The 19,939-nt window shown below is 65.9% G+C and carries 21 protein-coding genes; 8 read left to right on the forward strand and 13 right to left on the reverse strand.

The window, feature by feature from the left end; genetic code table 11:
* Nucleotides 1–11 precede the first annotated feature (11 nt).
* The 3 genes from J2X45_RS03350 to J2X45_RS03360 are packed head-to-tail and all read left to right on the forward strand — an operon-like array spanning nucleotide 12 to nucleotide 1,202.
* Nucleotides 12–134: a hypothetical protein gene (locus tag J2X45_RS03350; protein WP_310211303.1), complete on the forward strand. Its 123-nt coding sequence runs from the start codon at nucleotides 12–14 to the stop codon at nucleotides 132–134.
* Nucleotides 134–529 (forward strand): NADH:ubiquinone oxidoreductase subunit NDUFA12, encoded by a 396-nt coding sequence (locus J2X45_RS03355; protein WP_310211305.1) that lies wholly within the window; start codon nucleotides 134–136, stop codon nucleotides 527–529. The genes J2X45_RS03350 and J2X45_RS03355 overlap by 1 nt, the downstream gene beginning before the upstream one ends.
* A 4-nt stretch (nucleotides 530–533) precedes the next feature.
* Nucleotides 534–1,202, forward strand: coding sequence for a DUF2155 domain-containing protein (locus J2X45_RS03360; protein ID WP_310211307.1), 669 nt, complete (start codon nucleotides 534–536; stop codon nucleotides 1,200–1,202).
* On the opposite strand, the gene aat is transcribed toward J2X45_RS03360, so the two are convergent.
* From aat to aroQ, 4 genes are read right to left on the reverse strand one after another with little or no spacing between them, the layout of a single operon-like run.
* Nucleotides 1,139–1,792: a leucyl/phenylalanyl-tRNA--protein transferase gene (gene aat / locus J2X45_RS03365; RefSeq protein ID WP_310211310.1), complete on the reverse strand. Its 654-nt coding sequence runs from the start codon at nucleotides 1,790–1,792 to the stop codon at nucleotides 1,139–1,141. The genes J2X45_RS03360 and aat overlap by 64 nt on opposite strands.
* 13 nt (nucleotides 1,793–1,805) lie before the next feature.
* The gene (accC, locus tag J2X45_RS03370) at nucleotides 1,806–3,152 is read right to left on the reverse strand and encodes an acetyl-CoA carboxylase biotin carboxylase subunit (protein ID WP_310211312.1); all 1,347 of its coding nucleotides are present in this window, start codon (nucleotides 3,150–3,152) and stop codon (nucleotides 1,806–1,808) included.
* A 5-nt stretch (nucleotides 3,153–3,157) separates the two neighbouring features.
* Entirely contained in the window at nucleotides 3,158–3,670 is a 513-nt protein-coding gene (gene accB, locus J2X45_RS03375) for an acetyl-CoA carboxylase biotin carboxyl carrier protein (protein ID WP_310211314.1), read from the reverse strand.
* A gap of 60 nt (nucleotides 3,671–3,730) precedes the next feature.
* Nucleotides 3,731–4,171, reverse strand: a complete 441-nt coding sequence (gene aroQ, locus J2X45_RS03380; RefSeq protein WP_310211316.1) for a type II 3-dehydroquinate dehydratase — start codon at nucleotides 4,169–4,171, stop codon at nucleotides 3,731–3,733.
* 78 nt (nucleotides 4,172–4,249) lie between these two features.
* Here aroQ and thiS point away from each other — a divergent pair, with 78 nt between their 5' ends.
* Nucleotides 4,250–4,450 (forward strand): sulfur carrier protein ThiS, encoded by a 201-nt coding sequence (gene thiS / locus J2X45_RS03385; protein WP_310211318.1) that lies wholly within the window; start codon nucleotides 4,250–4,252, stop codon nucleotides 4,448–4,450.
* A gap of 129 nt (nucleotides 4,451–4,579) precedes the next feature.
* Nucleotides 4,580–5,389 carry a thiazole synthase gene (locus tag J2X45_RS03390; RefSeq protein WP_310211321.1) on the forward strand — a complete coding sequence of 270 codons (810 nt, stop codon included), beginning with the start codon at nucleotides 4,580–4,582 and terminating at the stop codon, nucleotides 5,387–5,389.
* Nucleotides 5,390–5,499: 110 nt separating this feature from the next.
* Here J2X45_RS03390 and J2X45_RS03395 read toward each other — a convergent pair whose 3' ends face one another.
* From J2X45_RS03395 to J2X45_RS03410, 4 genes are all read right to left on the reverse strand, one after another.
* Nucleotides 5,500–6,240: a DsbA family protein gene (locus J2X45_RS03395; protein WP_310211323.1), complete on the reverse strand. Its 741-nt coding sequence runs from the start codon at nucleotides 6,238–6,240 to the stop codon at nucleotides 5,500–5,502.
* Between the two features lie 23 nt (nucleotides 6,241–6,263).
* Nucleotides 6,264–7,685 carry a M48 family metallopeptidase gene (locus tag J2X45_RS03400; RefSeq protein WP_310211325.1) on the reverse strand — a complete coding sequence of 474 codons (1,422 nt, stop codon included), beginning with the start codon at nucleotides 7,683–7,685 and terminating at the stop codon, nucleotides 6,264–6,266.
* A gap of 143 nt (nucleotides 7,686–7,828) precedes the next feature.
* Entirely contained in the window at nucleotides 7,829–10,531 is a 2,703-nt protein-coding gene (locus J2X45_RS03405) for a ribonuclease E/G (protein WP_310211327.1), read from the reverse strand.
* Nucleotides 10,455–10,673 (reverse strand): hypothetical protein, encoded by a 219-nt coding sequence (locus J2X45_RS03410; protein ID WP_310211329.1) that lies wholly within the window; start codon nucleotides 10,671–10,673, stop codon nucleotides 10,455–10,457. The genes J2X45_RS03405 and J2X45_RS03410 overlap by 77 nt, the downstream gene beginning before the upstream one ends.
* 368 nt (nucleotides 10,674–11,041) lie before the next feature.
* Between J2X45_RS03410 and J2X45_RS03415 the strand changes: the two genes are divergently transcribed.
* The 3 genes from J2X45_RS03415 (at nucleotide 11,042) to prfB (ending at nucleotide 15,953) form a co-directional block, all read left to right on the forward strand.
* Nucleotides 11,042–12,229, forward strand: coding sequence for an N-acetylmuramoyl-L-alanine amidase (locus J2X45_RS03415; RefSeq protein ID WP_310211332.1), 1,188 nt, complete (start codon nucleotides 11,042–11,044; stop codon nucleotides 12,227–12,229).
* A 160-nt stretch (nucleotides 12,230–12,389) separates the two neighbouring features.
* Nucleotides 12,390–14,759, forward strand: coding sequence for a penicillin-binding protein 1A (locus J2X45_RS03420; RefSeq protein ID WP_310211334.1), 2,370 nt, complete (start codon nucleotides 12,390–12,392; stop codon nucleotides 14,757–14,759).
* 68 nt (nucleotides 14,760–14,827) lie between these two features.
* Nucleotides 14,828–15,953 (forward strand): peptide chain release factor 2 gene (prfB, locus tag J2X45_RS03425; protein WP_310211336.1). Its coding sequence is split into 2 segments (ribosomal slippage): nucleotides 14,828–14,896 and nucleotides 14,898–15,953, totalling 1,125 coding nucleotides; the frame shifts between segments, so codons are not numbered across the junction.
* Nucleotides 15,954–16,025: 72 nt separating this feature from the next.
* On the opposite strand, the gene J2X45_RS03430 is transcribed toward prfB, so the two are convergent.
* The 5 genes from J2X45_RS03430 to J2X45_RS03450 form a co-directional block, all read right to left on the reverse strand.
* Nucleotides 16,026–16,511 carry a polymer-forming cytoskeletal protein gene (locus J2X45_RS03430; protein ID WP_310211338.1) on the reverse strand — a complete coding sequence of 162 codons (486 nt, stop codon included), beginning with the start codon at nucleotides 16,509–16,511 and terminating at the stop codon, nucleotides 16,026–16,028.
* Entirely contained in the window at nucleotides 16,492–17,643 is a 1,152-nt protein-coding gene (locus J2X45_RS03435; protein ID WP_310211340.1) for a peptidoglycan DD-metalloendopeptidase family protein, read from the reverse strand. Before J2X45_RS03435 ends, J2X45_RS03430 begins: the two co-directional genes overlap by 20 nt.
* A gap of 233 nt (nucleotides 17,644–17,876) precedes the next feature.
* A complete protein-coding gene (locus J2X45_RS03440) occupies nucleotides 17,877–18,338 on the reverse strand; it encodes a peroxiredoxin (RefSeq protein ID WP_310211342.1) in 462 nt (153 codons plus the stop codon).
* A 129-nt stretch (nucleotides 18,339–18,467) separates the two neighbouring features.
* Nucleotides 18,468–19,793 (reverse strand): tyrosine--tRNA ligase, encoded by a 1,326-nt coding sequence (gene tyrS / locus J2X45_RS03445; protein ID WP_310211344.1) that lies wholly within the window; start codon nucleotides 19,791–19,793, stop codon nucleotides 18,468–18,470.
* Between the two features lie 95 nt (nucleotides 19,794–19,888).
* Nucleotides 19,889–19,939 carry a hypothetical protein gene (locus J2X45_RS03450; RefSeq protein ID WP_310212084.1) on the reverse strand — a complete coding sequence of 17 codons (51 nt, stop codon included), beginning with the start codon at nucleotides 19,937–19,939 and terminating at the stop codon, nucleotides 19,889–19,891.

Raw genomic sequence — 19,939 nt, forward strand, 5'->3', positions numbered from 1 at the left:
TAATCCACAAGATGTTGAAGTTCGCCGCGGCGGGCGCGCGGCTGGACGGTGACGGCGCGGGGCGCTATGGTCCGGCCGCTTCGCCGCGCTCGTCGCGGCCTCGCAAAGCCTTGCAGATTCAGGTGCGAACGTAGTGCTGAAAGCGATCTTCACGTGGTGGAACGGCGCGACCCTCGGGCAGCGTTTCCACATCGGCCGCCGCGGTGTCTTCGTGGGTCAGGACGACTACGGCAATCGATACTTCGAAGCGCGCGACAACAGCGATAGCTACGATCAGCGTAAGCGCCGCTGGGTGATCTATAACGGCTATGCCGAGGCCTCGAAGGTCCCGGCTGAATGGAGCGGCTGGCTGCACTATACGCTGGACGAGCCGCCGACCCGCGAGCCTCTGAAGCGCCGCGAGTGGGAAAAGGACACGCTCCCGAACCTGACCGGCACCGTGCACGCCTGGCGTCCCAAGGGCTCGCTGACCCGTGGCGGTGAGCGTCAAGCCGCCACAAGCGACTATCAAGCCTGGTCTCCGGAATAGGGACATGGCCCGCCGGGCGTGCCTGATCGCGACGGTTAGCGTCCTCTCCGGCTTGGCCGTGGCGGGTATCGCTGTCGCGCGCCAAGCGGGAACGCCTCAAGCCCAGGCGCCAGCTACCGCGCCCGCTGCTGCGCCAGCGCCAGTAGCGCCCACCCCGAGACCGGCGCCGACGACGCCGGCCGCTGAGTTGAGGCCCGCCCAGCCCGTCCAGGTCGCGCCCGCCACGGCCAACCCGAACCCGCCAGCGTCGCCCGCGCCGGGCGTCGCAACCCAGGCTAAGCCGCCCACCTCGACGACCAAGCCTGCCGAGCCTGCCAAACGCGCGCGTTACTCGGTGGCCATCCTGCAGGCGCTAGATAAGGTCACCACCGAGACCATGCGGTTCGAGGTCCCGATCGGTCAGCCGATCCGGTACAAGACCCTGATCTTCACCGTACGGGCCTGCGAAACCGCCGCCGCCGACGAGGTCGCGCCGGAATCGGCCGCCTATGTGGTGGTCGACACCCAACCCAAGGCTCAGGCCGGTCGCGCCGCCCCGCCAGGGCGCCAGATCTACAAGGGCTGGATGTACGCCAGCTCGCCGGGCCTGAACCCGCTGCAGCACCCGGTCTATGACGCCTGGCTGATCGCCTGCAAACAGTCGATCCCGGTCGCGCCGGCCGCCAAGCCGTAGAAGTCGCCCTGGATCGTCAGGGCCTTGGATAGCCGGCGGCGATAGTCCGCTCGACTGATCTCCGTGACGCCGAACTGGGCCAGATGCTCGGTGAGAAACTGGGTGTCCAGCAGTTCGTACCCGCCCGCAGTCAAGCGCGCGACGAGGTGGACCAGCGCCACCTTGCTGGCGTCTCGCGCGGTCGAGAACATGCTCTCGCCGAAGAACGCCCCGCCCAACGACACGCCATAGAGTCCGCCGACAAGCTCATCGTCCAGCCACGTCTCGACGCTGTGGGCGAGGCCTCGGGCGTAGAGCTGACCATAGAGCCGCTGGATCGGATGATTGATCCAGGTGTCGAGCCTTCCGGGCCGCGAGGCGGCGCAGTTCTCGATCACCGCGTCGAATGCGGTGTCGACGCGAACCTCGTACGATCCATTGCGAACCGTGCGGGCTAGGCGCTTGGGAATGTGGAAAGTCCCGAGCGGCAGCACGCCGCGCCGCTCGGGATCGATCAGAAAGAGGCTCTCGTCCTCTCTTGCGTCGGCCATCGGAAAGACGCCGCGCGCATAGCAGGCGATCAGATCGTCGACCGTGAAGGCGTCGTCCATCGCAAACCGGACCTCAAGCTTCTTGGGCTTTGATCCAGCGTTCCAGCCAGTGGATGTTGTAGTCGCCGGCTAGGATGTCGGGCTGGACCAGCAGGTCCTGGAACAGCGGGATCGTGGTTTCGACGCCCCCCACCACCATCTCGCCCAGGCAACGCTTGAGGCGTGCGATGCACTCGGCGCGGTCACGGCCGTGCACGATCAGCTTGCCGATCAGGCTGTCGTAGTACGGCGGGATCGCGTAGCCGGTGTAGATCGCCGAATCCAGGCGAACGCCCAGGCCGCCCGGGGCGTGGAAGTCGGTGATCACGCCCGGCGAGGGCGTGAAGGTCCGCGCATTCTCGGCGTTGATCCGGCATTCGATGGCGTGGCCTTCGAAGACGACGTCCTCCTGGGTGAACGACAGCGGCAGGCCGGCGGCGATGCGGATCTGCTCGCGCACCAGGTCGATGCCGGTGATGGCTTCGGTGACCGGGTGTTCGACCTGCAGGCGGGTGTTCATCTCGATGAAGAAGAACTCGTCGTTCTCCCACAGGAACTCGATGGTCCCCACGCCCAGATAGCCGATGGCCTTGACCGCATCGACGACGATCTTGCCGATCTTGGCGCGACCTTCGGCCGACAGGGCCGGCGAGGGGGCTTCTTCCAGCACCTTCTGGTGACGGCGCTGCAGCGAGCAGTCGCGCTCGCCCAAGTGCACCACGTTGCCGTGGCTGTCGGCGATGACCTGCAGCTCGATGTGACGCGGCTTCTGGAGGTAGCGCTCCATATAGACCGTGTCGTCGCCGAAGGCGGCGCGGGCCTCGGCGCGTGCCGTCGACACCGCTTCGGCAAGGTCTTCACGCGTCTGGGCGACCTTCATCCCCCGCCCGCCGCCGCCAGCGGCGGCCTTGATCAGCACCGGGAAGCCGATCTTCTCGGCGGCCTCGAAGGCCTCTTCCTCGGTCGAGACGCCGCCGTCCGAGCCGGGGACGACCGGGATGCCGGCGTCCTTCACGGCCTGCTTGGCGGTGATCTTGTCGCCCATCATCCGGATGTGCTCGGGCTTAGGACCGATGAAGGTGAAGCCGTGCGCGCCCACGATCTCGGCGAAGCGGGCGTTCTCCGACAGGAAGCCATAGCCCGGGTGGATCGCCTGGGCGCCGGTGATCTCGGCGGCCGCGATGATCGACGGGATGTTCAGATAGCTCTTGGCGGCGGGCGCGGGGCCGATGCAGACGCTTTCGTCGGCCAGACGCACCCACATGGAGTTGCGGTCCGCCTCGGAGTGAACCGCCACGGTGGCGATGCCCATTTCCTTACAGGCGCGGTGAACCCGGAGCGCGATCTCGCCCCGGTTCGCGATGAGGATCTTGTCGAACATGAGCGTTACTCGATGACGACGAGCGGCTCGCCGAACTCGACGGGCTGGGCGTCGGCGACCAGGATCTCGACGATCTTGCCGGCCTTCGGAGCGGCGATCGGGTTCATGGTCTTCATGGCTTCGACGATCAGAAGGGTCTGGCCCGCCGAAACGGTGTCGCCGACCTTCACGAAGGCGTCAGCGCCCGGTTGCGGCGACAGATAGGCCGTGCCGACCATCGGCGACTTGACGGCGTCTCCACGCGCAGCGGCGGGCGCCGGGGCGGCTTCAGCGACTGGAGCGGGCGCAGCGGCAGCCGCAGCCGCGACGGGCGCCGGAGCATAGGCCGGCGCGGAAGCCTGGACGTAGTTGACCGGCGCGGCGGTCAGCTCGCGCGCGACGCGGATCTTCAGGCCGGCGTGCTCGACTTCGATCTCGGACAGGCCCGTGTCCTTCAGGATGTCCGCGATCTTGCGGACCAGACGGGCGTCGATCGCGGGAGCTTCGACCGGATCGGCGGGGGCCTTGGGGTTCGACATGGAAGCTTACCTTGTTCTTCTGATGCGCCGGGCGGCGGAAGGCGCCGGACGTTATCGTTGCTATTCGCGGATCAGGCCGAAGGCGGCCTCGATCGCCAGTTCGTAACTCGCCGCGCCGAAGCCGGAGACGATCCCCGTGGCCGCCAGCGAAACGTAGGTGTGGCGGCGGAATTCCTCCCTCGCCGCCGGGTTGGACAAGTGACACTCGATCACGGGAATGCTCAAGGTCTTGAGCGCATCCAGAAGCGCGATCGAGGTGTGGCCATAGCCGGCCGGATTGATGACCAGCGCCGAGGCCGACTCACGCGCCTCGTGCACCCAATCGATCAGCACGCCCTCATGGTTGGACTGGCGGAAGACCACCGAAACGCCACGCGAAGCCGCCCGCGCCTCACAGCGCGTCCGGACATCATCGAGGGTGTCCTTGCCGTAAATCTCGGGCTCGCGTTTCCCCAACAGGTTAAGGTTGGGCCCGCTCAGCACGTGGATCGGTTTTACCATGCGGCTCCGCCGTCGATTCCGAGGGTCTTGTATAGCCGCTTCCTCCGGGTCACAAGCACGGCTCGCTTCGGAGGAGAGATGAGGCTTTTACTGAACGGGGAAGAGCGGGATGTGGCCGGGGTGGTCACGATCGCTGATCTGGTGAGCAGCCTGGGCCTGGACGCCCGCAAGGTGGCGGTCGAGCGCAACCTCGAGATCGCGCCGCGCTCTAGCTACGCCGATACGGCGCTGGCCGATGGCGACCGCATCGAGATCGTCACTTTTATCGGCGGCGGTTGACCTTAAAGGCTGTCATCCCGGCTAAGTGCGAAGCACGCCGATCCGGTACCTCGGGATGCGCCGAGTTTGTTGCGCTCCCGGGTCTTCGCCCGGGATGACAGGGAAAGGACGGGGGCGTAAACCAGCCGCATGAACGCGCATGTTTCCCCCGACTCCGTCACCGCTGACAGCGACGAGACCTGGACCGTCGCCGGCCGCACCTTTCGCTCGCGCCTCATCGTGGGCACGGGCAAGTACAAGGACTATGCGACCAACGCCGCCGCCGCCCGCGCGGCCGGGGCCGAGATCGTCACGGTGGCCGTGCGGCGCGTGAACCTGACCGATCCCAGCCAGCCGCTGCTGGTCGACTACGTCAAGCCAACCGAATTCACCTATCTGCCCAACACCGCCGGCTGCTTCACCGGCGAGGACGCGGTGCGCACCCTGCGTCTGGCTCGCGAAGCGGGCGGCTGGGACCTCGTCAAGCTGGAGGTCCTCAGCGACCCCAAGACGCTGTTCCCCGACATGGAAGAGACCCTGCGCTCGCTGAAGCTGCTGGTCGCCGACGGCTTCCAGGTGATGGTCTACTGCTCGGACGACCCGGTCTACGCCCGCAAGCTGGAAGAGGCGGGCGCGGTGGCTATCATGCCGCTGGGCGCGCCGATCGGCTCAGGGCTCGGCATCCAGAACCGCGTCAACCTGCGCATCATCATCGAGAACGCCAAGGTGCCGGTCCTGGTCGACGCCGGCGTTGGCACGGCGTCCGACGCGGCGATCGGCATGGAGCTGGGCTGCGACGCCATCCTGATGAACACCGCCATCGCCGAGGCCAAGGACCCGATCCGTATGGCCAAGGCGATGAAGCACGCCGTCATCGCCGGCCGCGAGGCCTATCTGGCTGGCCGGATGCAAAAGCGGCTCTACGCCGATCCCAGCTCGCCGCTAGCAGGACTGATCTAGTTTGGAGAGATCGAAACCTCGCCCTTCGACAGGCTCAGGGTGAGGTTTCTAGTTGTACGCGGTTTGAATTAGCCCTCACCCTGAGCCTGTCGAAGGGCGAGGGCGGCGGCTCAACCCGCCTTGGCTCGCGCCGCCCGCGTCTGCTCAATCGCCAGCTTCAGGGCGTTGATGTCCGCGCCGGGCACCAGGGTGTCGCCGACGATGAAGGCGGGCGTGCCCGATAGGTTCAGGGCCCGCGCCAGAGCCTCGGTGTCGGCCAGATGCTGGGTGATGGCCTGGCTTTCGCCGACCGCCTTGGCCTTGTCCATGTCGATGCCGAGGCCCTTGGCGATGCGCAGGGCGCCCATCGCGTCGAGGGCGTTCTCGGCCATCAGCGCCTTGTGCAGCTCCAGGCTCTTGCCCTGGTCCTTGGCGCCCAGGGCGATGCGCGCGGCCGCTTCGCTGTCGTTGCCGAAGATCACGAAGTCCTTCAGCACCAGCCGGATGTCCGGGTTCTTCTGGACGAGCTCAAGCACCGCCGGCGTGGCCTGTCTGCAGAAGCCGCAGCGATAGTCGAAGAACTCGGTCACCGTGATCGTGCCGGCCGGATTGATGACGATGTCGCGCGGGTCGCGTTCGATCGCCTGCCGGTATTCGCCAATGGCCTTTTGCGACGACACCGCCTGCTGCGCGGCCTGCTTCTCCTGCAACTTCTGGCTGGCCTCCATCAGAACTTCGGGGTGTTCCAGCAGGTAGGCGCGAACCTTCTCGCCAAACGCCTTGTCCGGCTTGGATTGATCGCAGCCCGAAAGGGCCAGTCCGGCGATGGTCAGGGGAAGAACGAAGGTCGCGGCGCGACGAAGCAGGATCATGGAGGTCTCTGGAGGCGGGGCGGTCAGTGACCGGCGGAGGAGGGCATGGCGCTTTCCTTCGCCAGGTCCTTCAGTTCCTGGTTCGAGGGGCGCGAGGCCAGAACGATATCGGTCGCACGACGCCAGTCGGGCGTGTTTTTGGTCAGCAGTTCCCGAGCGCGCATGGCGAACACCTTGGCCTCGCGAACAGCGCCGAGCGAGAAGTACTGCTCGGCCGTCGCCAGACGCGCCTCACCATCCTTCTTCTGTTTGTCGTAGGCTTGGGCCAGCAAGCGCCAGGTCACCGGGTTGTCGGGCTCGTTCAGAAGGCTGCGCTTGAGCTCCTGAACGCCTTCCTCGACCTTCTTGGGATCATTCAGGTTGATCAGCGTCTGGCCCAGATTGATGCGCAGCAGGGCCGCGTCCGGCTTCAGCGCCACCGAGCGGCGCTGCGGCTCCTCGGCCTGCTCGACGCGGTTGAACTCGAAGAGCACCTGGCCCTTTAGCTCCCAGAGGTAGGGGTTGTCGGGATGGTCGGCGATCAGGCCATCGAGCAGCTTCAAAGCCCGATCCGGCTCCTTCATCTGATAATAGGCGATAGAGCGCGCGTAGCGGGCCGGAAACCCTGTGTCGGTCTCCTTGTACTTCATCAGCGCGACCTGGGGGTTGAGGAACCCTTCAAGCTTGGCCTTCATCACCTCGTGGCGGGCCAGATCCTCGGGCGTGTCGACAGTGTGGTAGTGCGACTGGCGCTCGACGCGGCTGCGCAGCACCTCAATCCGTTCCGAGGAAAGCGGGTGGCTCCGGAAGTAGGCGTATCGCCGGGCCTGATCGAAGACCTCCTGGTAGCGGAAGTTGTCGAAAAACTCGACGAGTCCGCGTCCCGATTGGCCGGTGGCCTCCAGGAACCCGGCGCCGGCCTGGTCGGCGCGCGACTCCTGCTCGCGGCTGTAGCCCAGTGCGCCCAGTGCGCCGGCGTATTGCGCGTTACCGATCAGCATGGCGCCCGCGTCCGGCGCGCCCGCGAGCGCAGCCAGCACGCCAAGGCCCATGGTCAGAATCATCGGCTTGAGGCCAGCGCGCATCATCTCGTCGGAACGGATGGGGTGGCCGCCAGCAAGGTGGCCGGTCTCGTGGGCGATGACGCCGCGCAGTTGATTGGGGTTCTCGGTCTGAAGGATCAGGCCCGTATTCAGGCCCATCTGCAGGCCTTGAGTCGCGAAGGCGTTCAGTGACTTGTCGCCCACGATCAGGATCCGGACGTTCTTCGGATCCAGTCCCGCCGCCGCGAAGATCGGATCAGAGTCGCGATGCAGGATCTCTTCGATTTCCGTGTCACGGATCAGAGAGGGGCCGTCGCTCTGGGCCTTGACCGATTGGGGCGTTGACAGGGTGGAGGCGAGCACGGCGAGGGCGCAGACAGCCCCACCTAGTCTCTTACTGGCCCGCCCGCTGCGCGAGGTCATCAAGTGATCTCCAGATCGCGCCCCCGCGAACCCTGACCAGTCTAACTTGGATCGCGAAGGCGAGGGAACAAGGGTTCTTCCTCGTCATGCGAAAGAATTCGACCCGCGCGCCGGGAAGACGCGCGGGTCGCTATCACTAGAGCCTACCGGCGCCACCAGCCCCGACGGGGCTTCTCCGGCGGCGCAGTGATCTCATTGGGATCGGGCTCGGCGGGTTTGGCCTCTTCGACGGCCGCGACCACCGGAGCGGGCTTTGGCGCAGCCTCGACAGCCGGGGCGGGCGGAGCCACCTCGACGGCCTCGGGCTCTGCAGCGTCGGCCACAAGAGACTCTGTCGTCGCCTCGGTGACGGCTTCCACCGTCTCCACAGCAGCTTCAGCGGCCTTCTTGCCGCGCGAACGCGAGCGCTTGGGCTTCTTGGGCGCTTCCTCGACTTCCGGCAGTTCGACCCAAACGTCCGCAGGCGGCGCGGCGATCACGGGCGGAGCCAGGATCGGCGCTTCGAAGGGCTCGGCCGGTTCGGCGGTCACGCTTTCGACGGCAGACACCTCGGCGATCGGGGCCTCATCACGCTGGCGACGGCCGCGGTCGCGACCGCGACGCCCGCGCTCTCGGCCCGGGCGCTCCTCGCGCTCGGCCCGTTCAGGACGCGGCGCGGCCTCGCTCGACGCCTCAGAGCGGGGCTCAGGCGCCGGACGACGCGACTCGCCGCCGCCGACCAGTGCGGCCGGATCATGCCAGGTGAAGACGTTCTCGCCGAAGGGCACCCGCGGACGGATCCACACAAAAGCGTCAGTCGGACGATCACCGTCCTCGCGACCGCCACGGCGACCACCCCGACGACCCCGACGGCGGCGACGGCGGCCGCCCTCATCGTCATCGCCGAATTCGGCGCGATCGTCATCCGCGGCGTCGGCGGCGACGTCCTCGTCTTCGCCCTCAGCCTCACCATCGCTCTCGCGATCATCACGGCGACCACGGCCGCGGCCGCGATCACGACGCCCACGGCGGCCCTTCCGGTCACCACGATCGTCATCACGGGCCGACTTGCGCGCCGACGCGTCGTCGTCGTCGGTATTCTCGCGGTCGATATCGTCCTCGTCCTCGAGGATGACCTCGTCTTCTTCTTCCTCGTCCTCGTAGGCGTTCGGATCGAAGTCGTCGTCTTCCTCGACAAACGGCGGCGGCGCCACGGCGATGCGCTCACCGAGCTCGGTGCGCTCTATCTCCTGGTCCCCGGCGTGCAGGCTGTCATCGACCACGACCGACACGAACAGGCCGTGCGTGGCCAGGAGGCGCTGCAGGTAGTCACGCTTTTCGTTGAGGATGTAGAGACCGACCGAGCGCGAGACCTTCAAGATCACGCTGCCCGAGCCCTTCAGGGCCTCGGCTTCGACCGCGCGGAGGGCGGCCAGGGCGCTCGATTCCACCGAACGGACACGTCCCGTGCCTTCGCAGTGCTCGCAGACATGGGTGGTGCCTTCCAGCACGCCGGTGCGGCGACGCTGGCGGCTGATCTCCATCAGGCCAAAGCCCGAGATCTTGCCCATCTGGATCCGCGCGCGGTCGTCCTTCAGCGCGTCCTTCAGCACCTTCTCGACCGTACGATTGTTCTTGGCTTCATCCATGTCGATGAAGTCGATGACGATCAGGCCAGCCAGGTCGCGCAGACGCAGCTGGCGGGCGGCTTCCTCGGCCGCTTCGCAGTTGGTCTTGAGGGCCGTCGCCTCGATGTTGCGCTCGCGCGTAGCCTTGCCCGAGTTGACGTCGATGGCGACCAGGGCCTCGGTCTGGTTTATCACCAGATAACCGCCGGAGCGCAGCGGCACGACCGGCGAGTAGATTTGGGCCAGATGGTCCTCGATCTTGTGCTTGACGAACAGCGGCGTCGGATCGCGGTAGTTGAAGACCTTCTTGGCCTGGCTCGGCATCAGCATGCGCATGAAGTCGCGCGCTTCCTTATAGCCGGCGTCGCCTTCGACCCAGATGCCGTCCAGGTCCTTGTCATACATGTCGCGGATGGCGCGTTTGACGAGGTCTTCTTCCTCGTAGATCAGCGCCGGCGCGATCGAGTGGAGCGTGTTCTCGCGGATATTCTCCCACAGACGCAGCAGATACTCGTAGTCGCGCTTGATCTCGGCCTTGGTCCGCTTGGCGCCGGCCGTACGGACAATCAGGCCCATGCCCTGCGGCACGTCCAGGCTCTGGACGACGCTCTTCAGACGCTTGCGGTCGGTGACGGCCGTGATCTTGCGGCTGATGCCGCCGCCACGGGCGGTGTTGGGCATCAGGACGCCGTAGCGGCCGGCGAGCGACAGGTAGGTGGTCAGGGCCGCGCCCTTGTTGCCGCGCTCTTCCTTGACGACCTGAACCAGCATGATCTGCCGGCGGCGGATTACTTCCTGGATCTTATACTTGCGCATCAGGCGGCGCTTGCGGCGCGCCAGCTCTTCTTCGACGTCGTCCTCGTCGTCGTCGACCGCGCGATCGCCGCCATTGACGTCGTCCTCGTCGTCACCGCCCGAGGCGCGACGCGAGATCGGCGTGTCATCCTCGTCATCGCCGGAGTCGTCGCGCATCAGCGCTTCACGGTCGGCGACCGGGATCTGGTAGTAGTCGGGGTGGATCTCGTTGAACGCCAGGAAACCGTGACGGTTGCCGCCGTACTCGATGAACGCAGCCTGCAGGCTGGGTTCGACGCGCGTCACCTTGGCGAGATAGATGTTTCCACGAAGCTGTTTGCGGGTCTGGCTCTCGAAATCGAACTCTTCAACCCGGGTACCGTCCACGACGACCACACGCGTCTCTTCGGCGTGTGCTGCGTCGATCAGCATCTTCTTCGACATAAAGGAAGTCTCCGCGGCGCGCTGCGGGCGCTGGGCCCGGTCGCCGATATGAATGAAGGGCGCGCGCGTCGCCGACCGTCGCACCGTCAGCGCGGTTGCGAAGGGTCAGGTGCCAAAGGCGGTCGGGTGCGGCGCAGCCCATTGAGGTTCGTTTGTCCCTACCGCGTCTGGCGCGGGATTGGATGGCGCGTCGTCGCCGGGACGGCGTTTGAGCCCGACGCGGGCCCCGTGGCGCGGCGTCTCTGCAGGCGTCTTGCCCGCCAGGTCGACCACGTCTCGAACACAATCTAATCTGCCGCCCCAGTGTCGAAAGGGGTTCAAGACCAAATTCGACGCCTGAGCGGCTCACGCGGAGTCGTGACGATCACGGATTTCGCGTGCGGCGGGACTGTAGCCACATTGGCGCGCAAAAGAAAAGGTTTCCCAGGGCGAACGCGACTTAACTCTTTCGCTACCCAGGGTGATCGATATTGAGCTCCAGTTCACCAGTTCCGGGTATCGCGGGCGGAAATGCGTAGACGTCTCATCAGTTTCGCTCGGATGGGCTGGGTCAGAGCCATGCTGATCGTTGGCGGGATGACGCTCGCCGGCGTGGCCGTGGCCACCGCTAAAGGTCCTGCGGCCCCTGCGGGTGTGCAGAAGGTTCGCTTTGGCGGGGATCGGGTCGAAACGCGGGTCGTCATTGATCTAGACCGCGCGGCGGCCGGAAAGCTGCTCGCGGATGGCGCGGCCGACCAGCGCCTCGTCATCGCTCTCCCGAACGTCATGGTTTCCGGCGATCTGCAGGGCGCCGGCCAGGGCCTTGTGAAGCGCTGGTTGATAGACGAGGTCGCCGGCGGCGCGCGGTTGCGGCTGGATCTGGCGAGCAAGGTCGAAGTCCGTCGGCGCTTCCTGTTGCCGCCGGGTGATGGCGCGACCGCTTATCGCTACGTGATCGACCTCAAGGCCGTGGACGGCGCCGTCGCGCCACAGGCGCCGCAGCCGACACTTGTCTCAGCGCCGGTCAAGGCGCCGCCCCTTCGCCTGAAGAAGGTGGTCGTGATCGATGCCGGACACGGCGGTAAAGACTCTGGCGCTGTCGGCGCCAACATCTTTGAGAAAGAAGTGACCCTGGCGGCGGCCAAGGCGCTCAAAGAGCGCCTCGAGCGGACGGGCCGTTTCCAGGTCGTGCTGACGCGCGAGACAGACACCTTCGTCCCCCTCGAATCGCGCGTGCAGATCGCGCGCCGCGCCGACGCGGATCTTTTCATCTCGCTTCACGCTGATTCTGGACCCGACGCGACGACGCGTGGGGCTTCGGTCTACACCTTGTCCGAGAAAGGCGCCGACCGTGTCGGCAGGGTCCTCGAGAAGGATGATTGGCTTATGAAGGCCAACATGCCGGGCCGTGACCGCGCGGTGAGCCAGATCCTGCTCGACCTGTCGCAACGGGCGACCAAGAACCGTTCGGCGGCCTTTGCGCAGTTGCTCCTGGCCAATGTGGGTGAAGAAACTGCTCTGCTGCGCCGCAGCCACCGCGACGCGGGCTTCATTGTGCTGCTCGCGCCGGATGTTCCGGCCGTATTGCTCGAAATGGGCTTCATCACCAATCCAGATGATGAAGCCTTCCTGAGCTCCAAGGCCAGTCGTGCGCGTCTCGTCGACGCTGTTGGCGACTCGATCGAGGCCTATTTTTCCTCCGGCGTTCGCAAGTCTTAGGCGACCACGCTTCCCCTTTCGACTGTCGCGCTCTAATCACAGGCATGATCGATCGCGTCGTCGCCGGCGAGGTGCGACCGCGAAACCGCTTACGGTTCCGCGACAAGCGATCTAGTGAAGAGTGTGCAGCGGGCGAGGGGGCCCGTTCGACGGAGGTCGCGTGGATCTGAAACCCACCGAACGATGGATGGCCATCGCGGGCGTGGCGGTGCTGTCGGCGATCGCCGTCGCGGGGTTCGCGATCGCGATCTATGCTGCCTGGCTGTTCCATGACATGCCCGACGCCGGTGAGCTGCAGGACTATCGTCCGCCTACCGCGACGCGCGTTTACGCCTGGGACGGCACCCTGATCGGCGAGTACTCCAAGGAGCGCCGGATCTTCATCCCGTACGACCAGATCCCACCGCAACTGGCGCAGGCGTTCCTGGCCGCCGAGGACCGCAACTTTTTCCAGCACGGCGGTGTCGACGTGGGCGGCCTGTCGCGCGCGATGATCAAGAACGTCGGCAATGCCGTTCGCGGGCGGCGTCTTGAGGGGGGGTCGACGATCACCCAGCAGGTGGCCAAGAACGTCCTGCTGACGTCCGACGCCACGGTGGGTCGCAAGTTCAAGGAAGCCATCCTGGCGCATCGCCTGGAGCAGTCGCTGACCAAGCAGCAGATCCTGGAACTCTATCTCAACGAAATCTGGCTGGGTTATCGCTCGTTCGGCGTTGGTGCGGCGGCCTACAACTATTTCGGCAAGGCCTTGCCGGACCTGACCCTGGCCGAGTGCGCCTATCTGGCCTCGCTGCCTAAGGGACCGGATAACTATCACCCCATCAGAAACCGAGCCAAGGCGATCACCCGTCGCAACTGGGTTCTGGGTCAGATGGCTGAGCAGGGATGGGTCTCTAAGGCCGACGCCCAGAAAGCTATGGCCGAGCCGCTGTCCGTCCAGGCCGCGCCCAAGCGCGCCGCCTATCGCGACGCCGACTACTTCGTCGAGGAAGTCCGCCAGCGCGGCATGGCCACCCTGGGTCCCCGCCTGAACGAAGGCGGCTATTACATGCGCACCACACTGGACCCGCGATTGCAGAGCGCGGCGCGGATAGCCTTGATGGACGGCCTGGAGAAGTACGACCGCCGCCATGGCTGGCGCGGAGCGTGGGGTCACGTTCAACCCAGCGACCTGAACTGGGAGAAGACGGCCCTGACCAAGGCAGCGCCTTCCGAACGTCGTCAATGGCGCGCGGCGCTGGTCACGTCCAACGATGGCCGGGTCCGGTTGGTCAAGAAGGAGGGCGAGGGGCAGATCGTCGCCGAGGACATGACGTGGGCCAAGGCTGGCAAGGGCTTGAAGGCCGGCGATCTTGTCTTCGTGGAAAGGACCGCTCAGGGCGGCTACCGGCTGCGTCAGATCCCCGCCGTCAACGGCGCCTTGGTGGCGATGGAGCCCTATACGGGGCGCGTCGTGGCGCTGGTCGGCGGCTACAGCTACTCGCTCTCAAACTTCAATCGAGCCACCCAGGCAATGCGCCAGCCCGGCTCGTCGTTCAAGCCGTTCGTCTACGCCGCCGCTCTGGAGAACGGTTACACCCCCGCTAGCGTGATCGTCGACAGCGCCATCACCTTCAAGGGCGCGAATGGCGAGGAGTGGAGCCCCGAGAACTATCACAAGGAGTTCTACGGCGCACAGCCGCTGCGCAAGGGCCTGGAGCAATCGATCAACGCCATGACCGTGCGCCTGGCCCAAGGCGTGGGCATGAAGAAGATCGTCGACTTCGCCAAGCGCACCGGCGTGGTTCGCGACATGGATCCGGTTCTCGCCATGGCCTTGGGGGCCGGGGAGACGACGCCCTTTAAGCTGACCGCGGCCTACGCGCCGTTCGTCAACGGCGGCCGCCGCGTCGAACCCCACCTGATCGAGCTGGTCCAGGACCGCGAGGGCAAGGTAATCTTCCGCGCCGACAAGCGCGACTGCGAGCGCTGCGACGCCGGGTTCAACGGCGACGAGAGCCCTAGGTTCGCCGCGCCAGGCGAGCAGGTCATGGACCCGGTCACCGCCTATCAGGTCACCTCGATGCTGCAGGGCGTGGTCCAGCGCGGCACCGCCGCCGCCGTCAGTTCGCTGGGGCGGCCCCTGGCGGGCAAGACCGGCACCACGAACGAGTATCGCAGCGCCTGGTTCGTCGGCTATTCGCCCAATCTGATCGTCGGCGTCTTCATCGGCTTCGACGACAACCGCTCGCTGGGCGAGGGTGAAACCGGCGCGACCGGTCCCGTGCCGATGTTCATGGATTTCATGAAAGTGGCGCTGGAAGGCCAGCCGGTGGTCGACTTCAAGCCTCCGAAGAACGCCAAGTTCGCCCTAGTTCGCGGCGTGCGCGAGGCCTTCCGGCCTGGCACCGAGCCTAAGGTCGAGGTCGCCCCGACCGAGGGTCCGATCCCGTATCAGGATTTGCCGCCTAGTCTGCCGCCCGTCTCCCCGCCGGCGACGCAGCCTGGTAAGCCCACCCAAAAGCCAGACCCGTTGAGCGGGCTCTACTGACGTCCATTGCGCGGGACAGCGACGCAAGTTATGTCCCGCGCCCTTCAACACTGTCACGGAGTTACGTGATGCGACCGGATGTCGAGGCCGCTGCGGCCGACATCGAGCAGTCCGTGGGACTGCTCAGGAGGCGTCTTTGACTGGGACGTCGCTCTCCGCAAGCTCGATGAGCTGAACGCCCGGGTCGAGGATCCGACCCTGTGGGACCGTCCGTCCGAGGCCCAGGCCGTATCCCGCGAGCGCGCGAACCTGGCCGCCAAGGTCGAGGCCGTGCAGTCGATCGAGCGCGACCTCAAGGACGCCCTCGAATACGCGGAACTGGCCGAGATGGAGTCCGACGAGGACTCGCTGAACGACGCCCGCACCCAGTTGAAGTCGCTGAAGGAACGCGCAGGTCGCGCCGAACTGGAGGCGCTGCTGTCGGGCGAGGCCGACGGCAACGACTGCTATGTCGAAATCAACTCCGGGGCCGGCGGCACCGAGTCCTGCGACTGGGCCGGCATTCTGCTGCGCATGTACACCCGTTGGGCCAACGCCCACGGCATGACGACCGAGCTGATCGAAGAGACCGACGGCGACCAGGCGGGGATCAAGTCCGCCACCCTGCTGGTCAAGGGCCCCAACGCCTATGGCTGGCTCAAGACCGAGGCGGGCGTCCACCGCCTCGTGCGGATCAGCCCGTATGACAGCAGCGCGCGCCGTCACACCTCGTTCGCTTCGGCCTGGGTCTATCCGGTGGTCGACGACAATATCGAGATCGAGATCAATCCGTCTGACGTGCGGACTGACACCTACCGCGCCTCGGGCGCCGGCGGTCAGCACATCAACAAGACCGACTCGGCGGTGCGCCTGACGCACATTCCGACCGGGATCGCAGTGGCCTGCCAAGCCGGCCGTTCGCAGCACCAGAACCGCGAAGAGGCCTGGAAGATGCTGCGCGCGCGCCTCTATGAGGCTGAACTCCAGAAGCGCGAGGCCGCGCAACAGGCGCTGGAGGACACCAAGACCGACATTGGCTGGGGCCACCAGATCCGTAGCTACGTCTTGCAGCCCTACCAGATGGTCAAGGACCTGCGGACCAACGTCGAGACCTCCGACACGCAAGGGGTCCTCGACGGCGATCTAGACGCCTTCATGGCGGCGTCGCTGGCTCAGCGCGTGGGTCACACCCGCGACGGCGGCGAAGCGTCCTAGTCCGCGCCGGACGACCAAAAGAAAACGCCCCGGAGCGATCCGGGGCGTTTTTGCGTTTCCGATGACGGGCGATCAACCGGCGGTCTTGGCGATCGCCAGGTGTTCAGGATGCGGCGCCGGTTGCGACGGGGCGGGGGCGGGGCGCTGGAACTTCAGGCTGCGCCCCTGGAAGAAGGCGCCGGTTTCCATGGCCAGTTGCTCGTGGGTGATGTCGCCGTCGACGTACGAGGTGCCGTATAGGCGAACCTGTTTGGAGGTGATTGCGCCGACAACGCGGCCGCGCACTTCGACCGCCTCGGCGTAGACCGAACCTTCGACATGACCCGTTTCGCCAACCGTGAGGCGGCCGACGCGAACATCGCCCTTCACCACGCCGTCGATCTGCAGTTCGCCTTCACCAGTGACACCACCCTCGATGGTCAGGTCGGCCGACAGAAGCGAGGCGACCTTCGGCGGCGCACGCCGCGTGGGTTCGGTCGGCGCGGCGGCCATCGGAGTCGGCAGCGGCTCGATGCGCGCGGGGGTCTTGTTGTTCGACTTAGCTTGCTTGCTGAACATACTCACCAGCCTTCAAGAAGCGGTTGGGGTTCTGAGCCTTGCCGTTGACCCAGACTTCATAGTGCAGGTGCGGCCCGGTTGAGCGGCCGGTCGAGCCCATGCCGCCGACCCGCGAGCCGATGGCCACACGCTCACCGACGCGGACGCTGATCGCGGCGAGGTGGGCGTAGCGGGTTTTGAAGCCGCCGCCATGGTCGACTTCGACAGTCTTGCCGTAGCCCGATCGGACGCCCGTGAACGACACGACGCCAGGGGCGGTGGCCATGATTGGCGTATGATAGCCGCCCGGGAAGTCGAGGCCCGAATGGAACGCCGGACGGCGGGTGAACGGATCGAACCGGACGCCGTAGCTGGAGGACAGGGCCGGGTTGCTGGTGGGCCGATAGAACGGAAGTTTCTTGGCGGCCGCCCCGAGCGAGCGCATGTCCGACATGTCGTTGGCGGCGCGCTGGATACGGGTGGCGAAGTCTTCGTCGACGTCCAGGACGGCGGCGAGGGCGCGGGGATCCTTGGCTTCGATCAGCGGACCGCCCAGCGACACGCCGCGACCGGTGTAGTTCCCCGCGTCCAGACCGGCCATCCGCATGGCCAGGCGCAGGCGCTCGGCGCGGCTCTTGGCGAAGCTTTCGGCGGCGTCAATCAGGCGCTCCTGGTCCATTCGAGTGGCCTGGACCCGCTGCACCGGGCTGGCGGCGAGCAAGCGCGGTTTGGCCACGGTCAGGGCTTCGGCGGCGCCGGGAACGCCCTTGAAATCGGAGACCAGAAGGGCGAGAGCGGCGTGTCGCTTCTCGACCGAGGCGGCGAGCTCTTCCAGCGAGCCGTTGGTGGCCGAGAGTTGCGCGACCGCGCTGTTCAGGCGGGCCTGACGATCAGCGTTCAGACGTTCATAGTAGGCCTTCTGCTTGATGACCTGCTGATCGGTCGAGCTGACTGCCAGGGCGTTGACCATCATCGCCGCAGTGCAGACGCCCATCCAAAGGGCGCCCACGGCGACGCCGGCGGCGCCCAGCAACTGCTTGTTGGTTGAGAAGACATAGCCGCGCATCTCGCCGCCGGAGCGGATGTAGATGTGCCGTTCGGGAAAAAGGGCTTCCAGAGATTGCCGCAGTCGCTTGAAGCGTTTGATCGCCATCGGCCCAGGAAACCCCCCGTTTCAGGTCCCGGCGATATGCAATGATAAAACGGAAGCGCGCAAGGGTCTTCGCGCCCGAAGAGAGCGCGAGTCGCAAAATTGAACTTTGCGCCTCAATGCTTAACGATCTCTGACCAGAACGGCCACGGCAGAACCCTGGTTCCGCGCCGAAACGTCACAAGCCGATGCGTTGTTGCAACACCCGGGCGCGTCTCCCGCGCGAGCCAACGGCGCTATTTGATTGCTTTAGCGGCGTTCATCACCGCCTTGATGTGGCCTGGGACCTTCACCTTGCGCCAGATCTCGCGGACAACGCCCTCGCGGTCGATCAGGAACGTCGAACGATCAATACCCATGTACTTGCGGCCGTACATGCTTTTTTCGACCCACGCGCCATAGGCCTCGACGACATCGCCCAGCGTGTCGGCGGCCAGCTCGATTGTCAGGTCGTGCTTGGCGCGGAACTTGGCGTGCGAAGCGGCGCTGTCTTTCGACACGCCAATGATCACTGCGCCCAGCTTCTGGAACTCCTCGACTTCCGACGAGAATTGCAGCGCCTCTGAGGTGCAGCCGGCGGTGTCGTCCTTCGGATAGAAATAGAGGACGACGTTCTTGCCTTTCAGGGCCGACAGGCTGACGCGACCGGTGTCGGTCGGCAGGTCGAAATCGGGAGCCTTGTCGCCGGGCTGCAGCATCGAACGCTTCCTTGAAGTTTGTCGTCCCGGCCCAGCGCTGAACACGCTGAGCCGGAACCGCCAATGGCCGTGAGTCTGGCCGAGTCCCGCCTTCGCTACGCCAGGGGCGGGATGACAATCAACTCATAACTAAACAGGCTTCACCAACACGATCTTCTTCTTGCCGGCCGCCAGCTTGACCACGCCTTCGACGAGGTCGGCGGCGGTGATCAAGCGGTTGGCGTCGGCCTCGGCCTTGTCGTTGACCTTGAGGCCGCCGCCTTGGGCCAGGCGGCGTGCTTCGCCGCGCGAGCCGGCCAGACCCGCGTCAGCAAACAGGGCCGCCAGCACGACGCCAGCCTCCAGATCGGCCGAGGGGATCTCGAAGGTCGGCAGGTCGGCCGAAAGCGCGCCTTGCTCGAACGCCTTTTCGGCGGCGTCGCGGGCCTTGCGGGCTTCTTCCTCGCCGTGGGCCATGCGGGTGGCCTCGTCGGCCAGCACCTTCTTGGCCTCGTTGATCTGGGCGCCTTGGAGCGCTTCCAGTTCAGCGATCTTGTCTAGCGGCAGATCCGTGAACAGCTTCAGGAAGCGGCCGACGTCGGCGTCCTCGGTGTTGCGCCAGAACTGCCAGTAGTCGTAGGGGCTCAGCTGCTCGGCGTTCAGCCACACCGCGCCCGCCGCCGTCTTGCCCATCTTGGCGCCGGAGGCCGTAGCCAAGAGCGGCGTCGTCAGGCCGAAGGCGCTCTTCTGGTCGACACGGCGGGTCAGCTCGACGCCGTTCAGGATGTTGCCCCATTGGTCCGAGCCGCCCATCTGCAGCACGCAGCCGTGGGCCCGATTGAGCTCCAGGAAGTCGACCGCCTGCATCAGCATGTAGTTGAACTCGAGGAACGTCATCGGCTGCTCGCGCTCAAGGCGCAGCTTGACCGAGTCGAAGGCCAGCATCCGGTTGACCGTGAAGTGAACGCCGTACTCGCGCAGGAACTGGACGTAACCGAACTTCGACAACCACACGTCGTTGTCGACCATGATCGCGTCGGTCGGACCGTCGCCGAAGGTCAGGAACTTCGAGAACACCGTCTTGATGCCCGCGATATTGGCCTGGATGTCGGCGTCGCTCAGCAGCTTGCGGCTCTCGTCCTTGCCCGTGGGATCGCCGACCTTGGTCGTGCCGCCGCCCATCAGGACGATCGGCTTGTGGCCGGCCTGCTGCAGGCGGCGCAGCAGCATGATCTGGATCAGCGACCCGACGTGCAGGCTGGGCGCGGTGGCGTCGAAGCCGATGTAGGCGACAATCGGGCCGCCTTGCGCCGCTGTGTCAAGTTCCTCCGGATGGGTGATCTGGTGGATGTAGCCGCGCGCCTCCAGGGTTCGCAGGAACTCTGACTTGAAGGACGAGGCGGCGGACATGGATTGACTCTCTGATTGGCTTGGCGGGCCGTCTAGCACGGCTTGGACTGTGTGTGAGGGGTTCATTTTGGACTCCGGGAGGATGCCGGAGCGCATGATCGACTGCGTTGAAGCGACCCCGGCGAGGCGGGGGCTAAGCGACGTGTCTGGTCGGCCTCCCGCTATGGCAGCGGGCGGTAATAGAAGCGGGCCAGGACGAAAGCGTCGATCAT

This window comes from Caulobacter sp. BE264, assembly GCF_031457805.1.
GTDB lineage: Bacteria > Pseudomonadota > Alphaproteobacteria > Caulobacterales > Caulobacteraceae > Caulobacter.

Bases quoted from the DNA above. Each gene is read 5' to 3' on its own strand.
- J2X45_RS03350 (WP_310211303.1), top strand. From the start codon at position 12: ATGTTGAAGTTCGCCGCGGCGGGCGCGCGGCTGGACGGTGACGGCGCG.
- J2X45_RS03360 (WP_310211307.1), top strand. From the start codon at position 534: ATGGCCCGCCGGGCGTGCCTGATCGCGACGGTTAGCGTCCTCTCCGGC.
- aat (WP_310211310.1), bottom strand. From the start codon at position 1,792: ATGGACGACGCCTTCACGGTCGACGATCTGATCGCCTGCTATGCGCGC.
- accC (WP_310211312.1), bottom strand. From the start codon at position 3,152: ATGTTCGACAAGATCCTCATCGCGAACCGGGGCGAGATCGCGCTCCGG.
- accB (WP_310211314.1), bottom strand. From the start codon at position 3,670: ATGTCGAACCCCAAGGCCCCCGCCGATCCGGTCGAAGCTCCCGCGATC.
- aroQ (WP_310211316.1), bottom strand. From the start codon at position 4,171: ATGGTAAAACCGATCCACGTGCTGAGCGGGCCCAACCTTAACCTGTTG.
- thiS (WP_310211318.1), top strand. From the start codon at position 4,250: ATGAGGCTTTTACTGAACGGGGAAGAGCGGGATGTGGCCGGGGTGGTC.
- J2X45_RS03390 (WP_310211321.1), top strand. From the start codon at position 4,580: ATGAACGCGCATGTTTCCCCCGACTCCGTCACCGCTGACAGCGACGAG.
- J2X45_RS03395 (WP_310211323.1), bottom strand. From the start codon at position 6,240: ATGATCCTGCTTCGTCGCGCCGCGACCTTCGTTCTTCCCCTGACCATC.
- J2X45_RS03400 (WP_310211325.1), bottom strand. From the start codon at position 7,685: ATGACCTCGCGCAGCGGGCGGGCCAGTAAGAGACTAGGTGGGGCTGTC.
- J2X45_RS03405 (WP_310211327.1), bottom strand. From the start codon at position 10,531: ATGTCGAAGAAGATGCTGATCGACGCAGCACACGCCGAAGAGACGCGT.
- J2X45_RS03410 (WP_310211329.1), bottom strand. From the start codon at position 10,673: ATGGGCTGCGCCGCACCCGACCGCCTTTGGCACCTGACCCTTCGCAAC.
- J2X45_RS03415 (WP_310211332.1), top strand. From the start codon at position 11,042: ATGCGTAGACGTCTCATCAGTTTCGCTCGGATGGGCTGGGTCAGAGCC.
- J2X45_RS03430 (WP_310211338.1), bottom strand. From the start codon at position 16,511: ATGTTCAGCAAGCAAGCTAAGTCGAACAACAAGACCCCCGCGCGCATC.
- J2X45_RS03435 (WP_310211340.1), bottom strand. From the start codon at position 17,643: ATGGCGATCAAACGCTTCAAGCGACTGCGGCAATCTCTGGAAGCCCTT.
- J2X45_RS03440 (WP_310211342.1), bottom strand. From the start codon at position 18,338: ATGCTGCAGCCCGGCGACAAGGCTCCCGATTTCGACCTGCCGACCGAC.
- tyrS (WP_310211344.1), bottom strand. From the start codon at position 19,793: ATGAACCCCTCACACACAGTCCAAGCCGTGCTAGACGGCCCGCCAAGC.